Source organism: Corynebacterium hesseae, from assembly GCF_037850265.1.
GTDB classification, from domain to species: Bacteria; Actinomycetota; Actinomycetes; order Mycobacteriales; family Mycobacteriaceae; genus Corynebacterium; species Corynebacterium hesseae.
The window spans coordinates 670,999-685,435 of sequence record NZ_CP137211.1 but is presented as its reverse complement, the minus strand read 5'-3'; the positions used below and the strand labels follow the sequence as shown (position 1 = coordinate 685,435).

General features: G+C 62.5%; 9 protein-coding genes. 7 read left to right on the top strand and 2 right to left on the bottom strand.

What is annotated here, in order from left to right; genetic code table 11:
- Window positions 1-4: 4 nt before the first annotated feature.
- Window positions 5-1,531, bottom strand: a complete 1,527-nt coding sequence (locus tag R3O64_RS03245) for a helix-turn-helix domain-containing protein (protein WP_232748451.1) — start codon at window positions 1,529-1,531, stop codon at window positions 5-7.
- A gap of 111 nt (window positions 1,532-1,642) precedes the next feature.
- On the opposite strand from R3O64_RS03245, the gene gabT reads away from it, so the two are divergent.
- The 4 genes from gabT to R3O64_RS03225 all read left to right on the top strand — a co-directional run bounded on the left by gabT (window position 1,643) and on the right by R3O64_RS03225 (window position 6,858).
- A complete protein-coding gene (gene gabT, locus R3O64_RS03240; protein WP_070530915.1) occupies window positions 1,643-2,968 on the top strand; it encodes a 4-aminobutyrate--2-oxoglutarate transaminase in 1,326 nt (441 codons plus the stop codon).
- 35 nt (window positions 2,969-3,003) lie between these two features.
- Window positions 3,004-4,452 (top strand): NAD(P)/FAD-dependent oxidoreductase, encoded by a 1,449-nt coding sequence (locus R3O64_RS03235; RefSeq protein WP_339017288.1) that lies wholly within the window; start codon window positions 3,004-3,006, stop codon window positions 4,450-4,452.
- Window positions 4,453-4,467: 15 nt separating this feature from the next.
- Window positions 4,468-5,448, top strand: a complete 981-nt coding sequence (locus R3O64_RS03230; RefSeq protein WP_339017287.1) for an alpha/beta hydrolase — start codon at window positions 4,468-4,470, stop codon at window positions 5,446-5,448.
- A 99-nt stretch (window positions 5,449-5,547) separates the two neighbouring features.
- Window positions 5,548-6,858 carry a hypothetical protein gene (locus R3O64_RS03225; protein ID WP_339017286.1) on the top strand — a complete coding sequence of 437 codons (1,311 nt, stop codon included), beginning with the start codon at window positions 5,548-5,550 and terminating at the stop codon, window positions 6,856-6,858.
- Between the two features lie 60 nt (window positions 6,859-6,918).
- Here the strand turns inward: R3O64_RS03225 and R3O64_RS03220 are convergent, their stop codons facing one another.
- Window positions 6,919-8,385: a helix-turn-helix domain-containing protein gene (locus tag R3O64_RS03220; protein ID WP_250224496.1), complete on the bottom strand. Its 1,467-nt coding sequence runs from the start codon at window positions 8,383-8,385 to the stop codon at window positions 6,919-6,921.
- A 191-nt stretch (window positions 8,386-8,576) separates the two neighbouring features.
- Here R3O64_RS03220 and R3O64_RS03215 point away from each other — a divergent pair, with 191 nt between their 5' ends.
- From R3O64_RS03215 to R3O64_RS03205, 3 genes are read left to right on the top strand one after another with little or no spacing between them, the layout of a single operon-like run.
- On the top strand, window positions 8,577-10,634 hold the full coding sequence (locus R3O64_RS03215; RefSeq protein ID WP_250224495.1) for a hydantoinase/oxoprolinase family protein: 2,058 nt from the start codon (window positions 8,577-8,579) through the stop codon (window positions 10,632-10,634).
- A gap of 39 nt (window positions 10,635-10,673) precedes the next feature.
- Window positions 10,674-12,677 (top strand): hydantoinase B/oxoprolinase family protein, encoded by a 2,004-nt coding sequence (locus tag R3O64_RS03210; protein WP_339017285.1) that lies wholly within the window; start codon window positions 10,674-10,676, stop codon window positions 12,675-12,677.
- 33 nt (window positions 12,678-12,710) lie between these two features.
- The gene (locus R3O64_RS03205; protein WP_339017284.1) at window positions 12,711-14,429 is read left to right on the top strand and encodes a helix-turn-helix domain-containing protein; all 1,719 of its coding nucleotides are present in this window, start codon (window positions 12,711-12,713) and stop codon (window positions 14,427-14,429) included.
- Window positions 14,430-14,437: the final 8 nt, after the last annotated feature.

Genomic DNA, 14,437 nt, shown 5'->3' with positions numbered 1-14,437 from the left:
GAACTCAGTCCGGAACGCTCACGCCCAGGATGAGAAGCTCCGCCGCCACGAGAGGATCCTTAAGATCAACCTCCAATAATTCCTCCAAGTCCGCGATGCGCTTGCGCACGGTGTGGCGGTGCGAATGCAGCTCCTCAGCGGTGCGGCTTACATGCCCGCCGGCGCGCAAGTAAACCTCCAGTGTTTCCGCCAAGTCGGTGCCGTGCTCGGCGTCAAAGGAACGCACCTTGCCCCAGGTCTCCTTCGCGCGGTTGTGCACCGCTCCTTTAACCCGAGGGTCCCTAGTCCAGCTCAAGGTGCGCGATTCCGGCCCCGCGAGCATCCCCGGCTGCAGCCCGAAAGCGAAAGACTCCAGCTCGTGGACAATCCCCACCCCCAGCTCGGCCCACGGCATGGGTTGGCCCACGACGATGCGCTTGCTCCCGCGAATATCGCGCAGCAAATCCTGCAGATTTTTCATCGTTCGGCTTCCCCTAAAGAGCAGGAGGCTGGAGGACTTATCCAGCGCGTACTCGAAGAGCAAACGCCCGTGGTCTTGGAGTCGGGCGTCCAGGGCCTGGATGAAGCGCTGGTGAGCCCGCTCCCCCTCGGATTTCACCAAGACCGGGCGCACCCTCCCCTGCGCATCACCCACGAGGTGGAAGATGCGCCGCATGGGATCTTCGGGTTCGTCCAACCCCAGCTGAATGGCCAAAGCCATGGAGTTGAGCTCATTCTGTGTGCGCCGCAGCTCTTGTGGGCGCTTCACGCTAAGCTCCGCTAGGCCCGCGGCCTGCTTGAGTAGCGCGCGCTCGTTCACGCCGAAACCATCACGCGCCACTGCCAAGAGCCCGAAGGAGCGCGCACCGTGGTCGGCCAAGCGCTGGGCCAAGACATTCCACCCGCCCACGCGGCGCGCGGCGTAGAAGTTCTGGGCGCGGGTATCGGCGATCACCGGTGCCCAATCCACCGGGGGCAGCCCCGGGTAGCTCGACTGTGCAAAGACGCGCCCGTCTTTATCGACGAGACAGGAATGCGCGCCCAGGAGGCGACTGGTCTTGTCCACGAGGGCATCGAGGCCGGCCACGGCGGCGTCGTTCAGCGCGCCCTGCTGAGCAATGAAACGCTCCAACCCTTCCTCGCGCTGGCGCTGCAGCTCGTCGTGCAAACGCGCGAGCACCGAGACGAAAGGTACGCGCCGCGCCACCGTGAAGAGCGAAATATTGCATTCCTGAGCGGCCTCCAGCATGCCGGGCGGAACCTCGGCAAAGGCCAGTCCAACGCCGAAACCCACCCCCGTCACCCCACCCTCGGCCACCTTGCGGATGTACTCTTCCAGTTCCTCAGGCCGTCCTTCAAATGCCATGCCGGTGAGCAAAATGACGGCCCCGGATCCCACAAATTCGCGCGGATCGCGCAGTTCACACGGGTGCATCACGGAAAAGGACCGCTTGCAATCGTGCAGAATCTTTATCCCCAGATCGGGTTGATTGGCCAACCAGGTGAGGGACACGCTTCCCTCTTCCAGCCCGGCTGCTACCCCCTTATCCACTGTGGACAATTTCTCACCATTCTTTCACCAGATCGTCTGTGGCCCTCCTGAAGTTTAGCCGCCAGAATGACCTACGTCATAAAAAATCCCGAGCATTAAGGAGCAGACAGCATGCAGGATCTCAAGCACCGCCTCCCCCAGGAGCGGAATGTTTCCACCGCAATCCCTGGCCCCCGCAGCCAGGAGCTGAATGCCGCCCGTGAAGCAGACGTCGCCGCTGGCGTCATCCCGGGCTACCCCTCCTACATCACTGACGGCGACGGTGGCGTGCTTGTCGACGTCGACGGCAACACCATCGTCGACTTCGCATCCGGCATCGCCGTGACTTCCGTCGGCGCCTCCAACCAGCGCGTTGCCAAAGCCGTCGCCGAGGCTGCTAGCCACCTCACCCACACCTGCTTCCTCAACGCTCCTTACGAGGGCTTTGTCCAGGTAGCCAAGAAGCTCAACGAGTTGACCCCGGGCACCCACGAAAAGAAGTCCTGCCTCTTCTCCACCGGTGCTGAGGCAGTGGAGAACGCCATCAAGATCGCTCGCCGCTACACAGGCAAGAACCGCGTCGTGGTTTTCGACGGTGCCTTCCACGGCCGCACCAACCTGACCATGACCATGACCGCCAAGAACAAGCCGTACAAGTCCGGCTTTGGCACCCTGGCCGCTGACATCTACCGCGCGCCGATGTCCTACCCGCTGCGCGACGGCCTCGACGGCAAGCAAGCAGCAGCGCGCACCCTGCGCTACATCGAGCAGTACGTCGGCACCGAAGAACTGGCCGCCGTCATCATCGAGCCGGTTCAGGGCGAGGGCGGCTTCGTCGAGCCGGCCAAGGGCTTCCTCCCGGCACTGCAGGAATGGTGCACCGACAACGGCGTTGTCTTCATCGCCGATGAGATCCAGGCCGGCATCTGCCGCACCGGCTCCTGGTTCGCCTGTGAAGACGAGGGCATCATCCCGGACCTCATCACCACCGCCAAGGGAGTGGGCGGCGGCATGCCACTGTCCGCTGTGACCGGCCGCGCCGAAATCATGGATGCACCGGACCCGGGCTCCCTGGGTGGCACCTATGCCGGTAACCCGGTGGCCTGCGCTGCTTCCCTGGCAGCCTTCGAGGAAATGGAGGAGCTGGATCTCAACTCCCGCGCTCGCGAAATCGAGGCCATCATCCGCGAAGAGCTGGAGCCGCTACTTGAGCTCACCACCGTTGCTGAGGTCCGCGGCCGCGGCGCCATGATCGCCATCGAGCTGGTCGACGACAACAACCAGCCGAACGCCGACCTCACCGCAAAGGTGGCCAAGACCTGCCGCGAGCAGGGCGTGCTCATCCTCACCTGCGGCCTCGACGGCAACGTCATCCGCCTCCTGCCGCCGCTGGTCATCAACGAGTCCACCCTGCGTGACGGCCTCCAGGTCCTGGCCGAAGCCATCCGCGCGAACTAATCCGAAACACCAACATCTTAAGGAGACACACCACTATGAAGATCTACGACTGCATCATCCTCGGCACCGGCTACGGCGGACTGGGCATGGGCGCCCAACTTGTTCGCGACGAGCAGCAGGACTTCCTCATCCTCGAAGCAGCCGACGAGGTCGGCGGCGTCTGGCGCGACAACACCTACCCGGGCGCTGCCTGCGATACCCAGGCTCTGATCTACTGCTACTCCTACTTCCTCAACCTCGGCGTCTCCCGCATGTTCGCCGGCCAGGACGAGATGCAGGGCTACCTCAAGGCTCTTGCCGAGGAATTCAACCTCTACGACCACATCAAGTTCAACCACCGCATCACCAACGCCGAGTGGAAGGAAGACCTCAAGGCATGGGAGATCGAAGCCAACGGTGAGACCTACTACGGCCGCGTCTTCGTCGGTGCGTGGGGCCAGCTCTCCAAGCCGAAGGTTCCGAACTTCCCGAACCGCGAGGCATTCCAGGGCGTGCAGTTCCACTCCGCTGAGTGGAACCACGACGTTGACCTGGCCGGCAAGAAGGTCGCCGTCATCGGAAACGCGGCTTCCGCTGTTCAGCTGGTTCCGGAGGTAGCAAAGGTGGCGGAGAAGCTCTCCGTGTTCCAGCGCTCCGCTAACTACATCCTGCCGCGCAACCAGGTCATCTTCACCGAGGAGGAGACCAAGGAATTCCAGGAAAACCCGGATTCCTACCGCGCCATCCGCCAGGAGATCCACGAGGTCCGCGAGGAGGGCTTCGACCGCACCCGCAAGGGCACCGATTCCGCTGCCGAGGGTGTCGAGCAGGCCATGGAGCACCTGCGCTCCCAGGTCAACGACCCGGAGCTGGTGGAGAAGCTCACCCCGACCTTCGCCTTCGGCTGCAAGCGCATCCTGCGCTCCGATGACTTCTACCCCACCTTCAACCGTGACAACGTGGAGCTTGTCACCGCTGGCATCGAGAAGTTCACCGAGACCGGCATCCGCACCGAGGACGGCGTCGAGCATGACTTCGACGTGGTCATCTACGCCACCGGCTTCCACTCCCAGGAGTTCCAGGGCGACCTGCCGATTGCCGGCCGCGACGGCATCGACCTGCGCGAGCGCTGGGGCAACTCCCCGGAAGCGTACCTGGGCATGACCGTGGACGGCTTCCCGAACTTCTTCATGCTCTACGGCCCGAACACCAACCTCAACCACCACTCCGTGGTGGCCATGCTCGAGGCGCAGGACCGCTACATCTCCCAGGCCGTTGCTTACCTGCGCGAGAACCCGGAGGCAGCCCTCGATGTGAAGAAGGACGTCATCGACGAGTTCAACACCAAAATCCAGAAGGAGCTCGAGGAGTCTGCGTTCTCCGCTGACTGCTCCTCGTGGTACAAGAACGAGGAAGGCCGCGTCATCAACAACTGGTCCGGCAACGTTGCTGAGTACTACGAGCTTACCGACAAGCTGGAGATCAACGACTACGAGCTGGTCTAGAAGGTAGTGATCACGATGCACACTCTGCACGACGAATACTCCGGGCGCCCCGTCGCTGAGGATGCGTGGAAGGCGCTGAAGCCTTTCCGCGATGGTGGAGCGAAGTCCTTCCATAACTTCCCCATCCCGCAGGTGCGTGAGAACTACGTAGCCTCGGCCCACGCCAACCCGCTCCACGAGGAGAAGGAACCTGCGACCACAGATTTCCAGGTCGACCAGTTCCAGGTTCGCCTTTATGACCCCCGCCCGGAGGCAGAACGCGGCCAGGAGACCCCCGCGGTGCTCTACATGCACGGCGGCGGCTGGCTCATGGGCAACTTGGAGACCCACCACTCCTCGGTACGCCGTATCGCGGTGCTGACCGGCCTCCCGGTTGTCGCGGTGGATTATCGCCTCGCCCCAGAGCACACCTACCCGGCGGCAATCGACGATTGCCGCGCCGCCTACCGCTGGCTGTCCAACCCCGAGGCAGAACACGGACTGACCGTGACCTCCATCGCGGTCGCCGGTGATTCGGCCGGCGGCCAGTTGGCTGCCACGTTGGCGAATGAGTTTGTGGGCGAGGAAAACGTCGCCAAGCTCAGCGCCCAGATCCTGCTCTACCCGATCACGGATTGCTCCCGCGAGCGCACCGAGAACGGTGCCTCCTACAAGCGCCTGGAGGAGGGCTTCCCGCTGGCATCGGACACCATGCGGTGGTTCATCGATACCTTCGTCACGGAGGAATCCCAGCGCACCGCCACGGATCTCTCCCCACTGTTGCTGGAAGAGCTGCCGGAAGGCCTGCCCCCGTCGCTCGTCATCACGGTGGATAACGATCCGCTGGCGGATGAGGGCATCGAGTATGCCGGGAAGCTGGCAAAAGCGGGCGTCGACGTCACGCACAAGCACCTCCTGGGCTACCACCACGGGCTCTTTACCTCCGCGGCGATCATTGACCGCGGCGAGGAGGAGCTCGCTGGAATCGCCGAGTTCATCAAGACGGTGACGAGCTAACAGCTTTCGCTCCATTACACACGGGGCAGGCACCTTTCCTGGGCGGCCTGCCCTGTCTGCATAAGTAGAAGCATCTATCCATCCACAGTTAGGTTCACCATGCTTAAACGCTCATTCGGCATCGCGATGGCCTTCATCGGCGTGCTCGCGGGTGCCTCCTTCGCGTCCGGCCGCGAGGCGCTCCAATACTTCGTTGCCTTCGGAAACATGGGCATCGTCGGTGCCATCGTCACCGCACTGGCCATGACCATTTCCGGTATCACCATTCTCCAATTGGGTTCTTATCACCGCGCAAAAGAACACACGTCTGTGTTCAATGCGGTGTCCACGCCCATCGTGTCGAAGATCCTTGACTTCGCCACGCTGACCTGTCTTTTCTGCATCGGCTTCGCCATGTTCGCCGGCGCCGGCACCAACCTCAACCAGCAGTGGGGCTGGCCTGTGTGGATCGGCGCGATCCTCATGCTCATTCTCACGCTGCTGACTGGTTTGCTCGACGTGGACAAGGTGACCATCGCCATTGGTGCTATCACCCCGTTCATCATCATCCTGCTAACCATCGGCACCGTGTATACCGTGTTGACGTCCAGCCCTGATTGGTCGCACCTCAACGAACAGGCGCAGAACATTCCCACCACGCTGCCCAACTGGTGGGTCTCCGCCATCAATAACTTGGGCCTCAACGTCATCGTGGTGGTCTCCATGATGATCGTCATCGGCGGCAACTTCCTCGATGCCAAGGAAGTGGGCTACGGCGGAATCCTCGGCGGCCTGTGCTTCCTGTTCCTACTCGCGGTCCTGGTGGGCGGCCTCTACGTTTCGGTGGGCCCGATCACCGAGGCTGAGATGCCAACGTTGGCCATGATTGAGCAAATTCATCCCGCGCTCGGAGTCGCCATGTCGATCGCCATCTACGGCATGATTTATAACACCGCCATCGGCATGTTCTATGCCTTTGCCAAGCGCCTGACCCGTGGCAAGCCACAGCACTTCTACAAGGTTTATGTCATCTCGGTGCTCATCGGATTCGTGCTCTCCTTCGTCGGCTTCTCTAACCTCATCGGATGGGTATACCCGATTCTGGGCTACATGGGTATCGCCATCATGTTCATCATCGGCTTTGCTTGGTTGAAGAACCGCAAGGACCTGCAGTCTGAGGCCGATCTGCGCCGCCGTGCGCGCGAACTACTCAAGAAGCGTTTTGAGAATGACAACCACCTCTCTGAGGAGGAAATGCGCGAGCTTTCCGCTATCGCCCGCAATTCCTCCATTCCCGAATCTGACTTCATCAGAGAAATCATGACTGAGGTCGATTCCGAGGACGTGCCCGAAGAGCTACAGATTGGTGATGGCAAGCTCCACGCGCTCATCACTGGCAAGCCCATTCCGCGCACTAAGAAGAAGGTGTAGCTCTCACTATTCCCCCATCACCACCTACCCTCTTTCTCTCCGCCCCCGCGTCTCAAGCGCCTAGCGCTGCATGCGGGGGCGCAGTGCTTTCCACAGCACCCACAACACTAAGTCGGCATCCGAGAAACGAATGCGCTCCTCCAGTGCCTCCAGCCGGTGCCGCACCGTATTGGCATGTACACCCACGACCTTTGCCGCGCGGGCAACGGAAAACCCTTCAGCCTCATAGGCCTGAAAGATCTCTTCACCATCCTTGATCGAGCCGATCGCTCGGTCGAGCTCCCCCACGGCATCTTCTAAACCGCGCTGACCCAGGTACGCCGCCGCCTTCTCGATGGCGCTGCACTGAGAAAACTCCATGCTCTGCACGTGCAGGGAGTGTTGCCGGTCCACCACTACGGCAGCAACCAGAGCCTGCAGCCACGCCTGCGGGCCCTCCTCGACGGCATCGAAGGCATCGGAAAGCCCAACCGAGCCGAAGAGCACATCCGCAATTTTTGCTTCGGCTCCCGACTGGGTCGTCAGCACGCAAGTACGGCCAGCCACATAGCCCAGCACCAATGGCACGCCCGCGTCCTGCGCCACCGCAAAAGCCTTATCCCGCACATCGCTGCGGTAGGAATCCTTGACGGAGTCCGAGACTATGAGCCGCATTGTCGCGTGTTCCGAAAACCCTCTCCTGCGCAAGGTGGTGGCCACCTCCTCCCTGTCCGAACTGTCGTCGCACAACGCCATCAATAAGGCGCTTGATTCCGCGACGTGGTTCCGCTGGATGTTTCGCTGCGCCAACAAGGAAGCGGTGAGCAGCTCCTCCAGTGCTGCAAAGGCGGGGTCATCGAAGTCCGCATCCCGGCTGGTCTGCCGCCCCCGGATCAACCAATAGCCGTGATCAAAGGACGGGCTTTCGCCGGCAATGTCGAGCCACCGGGCAAAGACCTTCCACCGCCCCACGTGCAAAGTAGTCGTGCTGTGGTTGCTAACAACCGACAAGGAGCGCGCAATGCTTCGCGCGGGCAGCTCGCCGGCCGCGGCGATGACCCGGCCATCGACGGCCAAAAGAAGTAAGGAATCCCCGCTAAACCTGGCAAAGCGGGAGAGGATTTCGGATTCGGGGGCAGGGTTGACCAGCCCGGGGCTTAATTGACCAATGGTGCTGAGCTTGCGCCATGAGGTGAGGTTGGGCTGGCGGCGCAGCAGCTCATCCACCGCGCGCCGAATGTCTTGACGTGTGAGCCCCTCGGTGCCGTATAGGAGGGACACGGTGCCGTCCACGGAGTCCAGGATTTCCTGCTCAGTGAATTCAGATTCGAGGAATACCACGCCGGCGGCATCGGCTAAGCGGCGTTGAATGGCGCGGGGTGTTCCCTCTACCCGGGGCAGGACCAACCAGCCGCTCACGTCGCCGTCACCCTCAGCGCACAACCCCACAAACTCTTCATTTTCGAGGGCCTTGTTGATGCGGCGCAACCGCGGTTCCATCACGACGAGATCCGCGATGTGCAACTCCGGGTTTTCTTGTGACGCCACTTAACCCTCCGAAAAATAGTGTCCTATCTTACTTTTAATCAGGTAATTCTAGTGGCCGGCAGCCTGGCTTTTTGGAGTTTCCTCCATTCGTTTTCCCCTCAATTCACTTTTCCTCCATTGCTTGCCTGCCCGGAGCATATGAAGATTCCTTCCAACCGAATTCACGAGCCTTTGAAAGAGAGGTCCACACCATGACGGAGACCAAGCCATTTCGCGTATCCGTTGATGTCGGCGGAACGTTCACCGACGTCGCGATTGTTAACACCGACACCCACGAGCTGTCAGTAGCGAAGGTCCCCTCCACCCCTGATGACCCCATGAAGGCAGTGATGAACGGCCTCAAGCAGGCCGACGTCCAGCTCAACCAGGTCGACGTTTTCTCCCACGGCACCACGGTGGCCACCAACGCGCTGATCCAGCGCCGCTTCCCGCCGGCAGCGCTCATCACCACGAAGGGCTTCCGCGATGTCCTGGAGATTCGTGATGGTACGAAGGACGAGCTGTGGGATGCCTACCACGATGTTCCGGAGCCCTATATCCGCCGCCGCGACCGCTACGAGGTCGAGGAGCGCATCGACTTCGATGGTGCAGAGGTCACCCCGCTCGATGAGGCAGAAGCTCGCCGCATCGCCGGCATCCTGCGCCGCAAGAAGATTGAGACCGTGGCGGTCTGCTTTATCAACTCCCACGCTAACGCCTCCCACGAGGAGCGCATGGCGGAGATCCTGCGCGAGGAGCTTCCCGACGCCGCCATCTCCACCTCCTCCGAAATCCTCCCGGAGATCTTCGAGCACGACCGCTTCTCCACGACCGTCGCCAATGCGGTCCTGGCTCCGCTCGTCTCCGGCTACGTCAACCGCCTGTCCCGCCAGCTGGAGGAAGGCGGCTACGACGGTGACCTGCTGCTGCTGCACTCCGGCGGCGGTTCCATGACCCCGGAGATGGTTTCCCGCTACCCGGTCCGCCTGGCCGCCTCCGGCATTGCCGCCGGCGCCATCGCGGTGCAGGATATTGCGACGCGCTGCGGCTACTCCAACGCGATCGGCTTGGAGATGGGCGGTACCTCCACCGACATCGCCTTGGTCTACGAAGGCGATATCCGCATTACCAAGCAGTGGCAGGTCGAGTACGGCTTCCCCATCTGCTTCCCATCCATTGAGGTGGGCACCATCGGTGCCGGTGGCGGTTCGGAGGCCTGGATCGATGAGGCAGGCTCCCTGCGCAATGGTCCGCAGTCGGCCGGTGCGGATCCGGGACCGGTCTGCTACGAGCGCGGCGGCACCGAAGCCACGAATACCGATGCCAACGTCACCCTCGGCCGCCTCGGCACCGAGCTCATCGGCGGCGCGCTGAAGCTGAACCCAGATGCCGCGCGTGAAGCCGTCAACAAGACCGTCGCCGATCCTCTGGGTCTCGATACCGAAACCGCCGCGGAAAACATCGTCCAGGTGGCCAACGCCAACATGGCCGACGCCGTTCGCCTGCTGTCCATCCGCCGCGGCTACGACCCGCGCGATTTCGTCCTCGTCGTCGGCGGCGGCGCCGGCGCACTGCATGGAGCAGAGGTGGCCCGCGACCTCTCCATCCCCACCGTCGTGGTGCCGCCGCACCCAGGCGTGACTTCCGCTCAGGGCTGCCTGCTCGTGGACATCCGCCACGACATCACCAAGATGTACCAAGCAGCCGTGGACGAGGTGGACACCGCGGAACTGCGCAAGGAATTCCAGGCACTCATCTCCGAGGCCCGCGAGCGTCTCCACAAGGAGCACGTGCCGGAGGAACGCATGAAGTTTAAGCTGACCGCCTCCATGCGCTACCGCGGCCAGTGGCGCTCGCTGACCGTGGAGATCCCGGAATCCGATAACCCGCTAGATGATGCCGTCGCCATGTTCCACGATGAGCACGAGCGCGAATACTCCTTCGCCGACCGCGACGGTGCCGTAGAGTTCTACCAGATTGGCCTCATCGCCATCGGTGAGCTGGAGAACCCGCCCTTCAAGCACTATGAGGTCGAAGAGCACGAGGCAGAGCTCCCGGAGACCACCCGTCCGGTGTACTTCTCCGCGCACGGCGGCTGGGCCGATGTCCCGATTTACCACCGCCCGGATCTGAAGGCCGGTGCGAAACTCAACGGCCCCGCCATCATCGATCAGTTCGACGCCACCACCGTCATTCCGCCAGGAGACCGCGCAGAAATCGATGAGTGGTCCAACATCCGCATCCACATCGGCAAGGCCACCAACGCCTAAGACTCTCGCCTTCAGACTCTCCTTAAGAAAGGAATCGACATGACTGCTTCACAGACACAGGCTCAGTCCTCATCAAACCGCCGCACGCTCGACCCAGTGACCTTCGAGGTTCTCAAGAACGCCTTCGCCACCTCGGTCAACCTCATGTCCGAGCAGATTCTGCGTACGTGCTACTCCTTCGTTATCTATTCACGTGACTTCTCCTCCGCGCTGTGTGACGCCGAGGGCAACACCGTCATGCAGGGTGACCAGGACATCGCCGTGCACGTCGGCACGCTGCACTTCCAGTGCCAGGCCGTGCTCAAGGAATTCGGGGATGACATCCACGAAGGCGACGTGTTCGCTATCAATGACCCCTACCAGGGCGGCACGCACATGAATGACGTGTCCTTCCTGCGCCCCATCTTCTACGAGGGCACGCTTTTGGCCTTCGCGCAGAACAAGGGCCACTGGGCCGATGCCGGCGGCTCCGTCCCAGGCTCCTTCGACGTGTCCGCCACCAACTACTACACCGAAGGCCTGCGCATCACCCCGGTGCGTGTGTGGTCCAAGGGCGTGTTCCTCAGGGACGTCGCCAAGCTCCTGGCGGGCAATACCCGTAGCCCCGAGATCGTCATGGGTGACCTCAAGGCCCAGGCCGAGGCCACCGCGGTCTGCGAGCGCGAAATCCACCGCCTCGTGGACAAATACTCTGTCGACATCGTGCGCACCGCGCTGCGTGAGGTCCAGGACTACGTGGAGGACATCGTCACCGCCCGTGTCGCCGAGCTTGACGACGGCGAGTGGTCCACCACCGACTACATCGACCTCGACCCGGCTAAGGATGAGGGCTTGGTTCCCATCAAGGTCACGATGCGCATCAAGGGAGGGCGCCTGTCCTACTCGCTGGATGGATCCGCACCGGCGGTCGCCAGCTTCCTCAACGCGGGCTATGGTTCTGCGTTCTCCGGAATCGTCGCCGGTACCAAGACCTTCTTCCCCGACGTGCCGCTGAACTCCGGCCTCTACCGCGCCATGGACATCGACCTCGGCCCGGAAGGCACCGTGGTCAACGCCGGAATGCCGCACGCTGTCACCGGCTTCTGTTCGGGCCCCTTCGAGAAGATCATGAACGCCGTCTTCGAGCTGTGGTCCCAGCTCATGCAGGAGCGCGCCATGGCCTGTGCCTTCAACCTGGAATATCTCCTCATCGGTGGTTGGGATACGCGTGATGCGAAGAAACCGCAGGACAAGGGCGAGTTCTTCATGTGGTACGACTGGATGGCCGGCGGCTGGGGCGGCCGCGTCGACCGCGATGGTTCCTCCGCCACCGCGCCGGTCTTCGGCCCAGGCCTGGCGGTCCAGCCGGTGGAAGGCCAGGAGCGCCTCTCCCCGGTGATCACCAGCCACCACGCGCTGGTCACCGACTCGGCCGGCCCCGGCAAGTTCCGCGGCGGCGTCGGCGTATCCAAGGGCGGCGTGCTCACGGACGCGAACCAGACTGTGATGAGTTACTGCTGTGACCGTTCCCGTTCGGTCACCTGGGGCATCGAGGGTGGTCTGCCGTCTATCCCGCAGGGTGTGTGGCTCAACCGCGGCACCCCGGATGAGAAGTACCTCGGCGCGCTCTTCTCCAATGTGCCGGTGGGCCCGGGCGATACCTTCGAGCGCCCCTCTGCCGGTGGCGGTGGCTTCGGCGATACCCTGGAGCGCGACCCGAAGGCCGTGTTGGAGGACGTCATCGACGGTTACGTCTCCGTGGGCCGTGCCGCCAAGGACTACGGCGTTGTCATCCACGCCATCGACCCCGAGATCGATGAGTACGAGCTCGATGAGAATGCAACGAAGACGCTGCGTGAGGAGCTGCGCTCCACCCGCCTGGACAAGCTGAAGGAGGACCCGGAGTCCGTGGCAGAACGCTACAACGCCGGCGAACTGGACCAGCTCGACCTGGTCCGCCACTACGGCGTCATCCTGGACTGGGCCACCGGTGAGCTCCTGCCCACCACCACCCAGCAATACCGCGAGCAGATGACCAAGCGTTCCTCTTCCCACTGGAAGTAGGTGGCGCCCCGACCAGCCCCCTAAACTAGGGGCATGTCTCTCCTCGGCACCGTACTCTCCCACCTCGCCAGCGGCACCCGCGTCCCCGACGAGCTGCGAGAGCAACTGGCTGCCGAGGAGCTCAGTTCGCTTCGGGCCGTTGAGGAGACCATGCGCGCCAACCACACGTGGCGCGTGATGTCGACCAAGCTGCTCGATGTTTCCCAGATGCTCAACTCGGGCCGCGAATCATCTGATATCTTCCACGCCATCGTGCGCCACGCGCGCACCACTATTGGCACGGACGTGGGCTACCTCAGCCTCAACGATGAGGACACCGGCTTTACCAAGGTGCTGGCCACCAGCGGTGTCGTCACTGAGGAGTTCCGCACCATCAACATGCCGATGGGCTCTGGAATCCTCGGCATTGTGGCCGCTACCAACCGCCCGGCGTGGACCTATGACCATTCCGCCGACCCCAACGTCACGCACGTGGATTACGTGGACCGCGCGGTGGAGGCCGAAGGCATCCGCGGGATCCTCGGCGCCCCGATTCGAATTGCCGGGCGCACCATCGGTGCGCTGCTCGTGGGTGACCGCCACCCCCGCCACTACACGCACGAGGAAATTGCCGCGCTCGAGGTGCTTGGCTCTATCACCTCTGTGGCATTGGAGAATGCGCAAGTCATCGAGAGCCAGGGCGAATCCGTTGCCGAGCTAACCCGATCGCAGATAGCTCTGAGCCGCCATGTAGAAGAGCTGCAGTGGCTCAATGAGGTCAACGCGAAACTGCTCCACGTGCTCATGAACAATGCCAGCTTCGAAGAGCTGGAACGCGTGCTGACTGAAAGTCTCGACGCTCCGGTGATGCTGTGGACCACGGAGGATGCCCCGGACGCTGCCCCAGCAAGCACGTTCCCTGTGGAGTTTAATGGCCGCGCACTAGGAACGATTGGTGTGGACAAGCAGCTCAGCGACGCCGAATTGCGCGTCATCAGCCATGCTTCCGCGGCCTTTACCGCGATTGCCCTTTTTGCCGAGGCGCTTGTCGACGCCACCGCGCGCAAAGTCGATGACCTGGTCTATGCCGTGGCGCTGGGTAATGCCGGGCGTGAGGAGATCGCCCGCCTGCGACACCTGACGGGTATCAGCCTGAACTCCTCAGCACAGCTGTATTTCGTCGGCCTGCACTCAGCAAAGGGCCTGCCCACTCGTCCGCAGCTGGAACACCTCTTGCCGGGTAATGCCGCTATTACGCACCACGATCAGCACGTGTGCGTGCTGTACCAGCCGGATCGAGGTATCGATGCGGCGCTGGCCCCGCTGCTATCTGAGTTCCCCGATTTAGCGGTCTCCGCCATCGGCTTTGATGGCCTGAGTGAAGCACGCAGCGCACATGATTCCGCCATGTCTTACCTGGAATCAGCGCTCGCCCTGGGAGTGCGCGGCCGTCTGATCACCGAGGACTCCCTGGGCACGGTGGGCCTCATTTTAGGCGCGGACCCACACGCATTGAACGCTCTTTCCACACGCACCATCGGCCCGCTGCTGCGTTATGACGAGGAGCATTCCACGGAGCTGACCGATACCGCCCACCACTACCTGCTCTCTGGACACAGCATCCCGCAGACCGCCCAGGCGATGTTCATCCACCCCAATACGGTGCGCCAGCGGCTCGACCGGATCTCGGAGTTGATGGGTGATGAGTGGGCCGTCGGCCAGCGCGGGCTCGATGTCTTCGTGGCGCTGCGCGCCCACACGCTCAGCAAGTAGAGAATTCC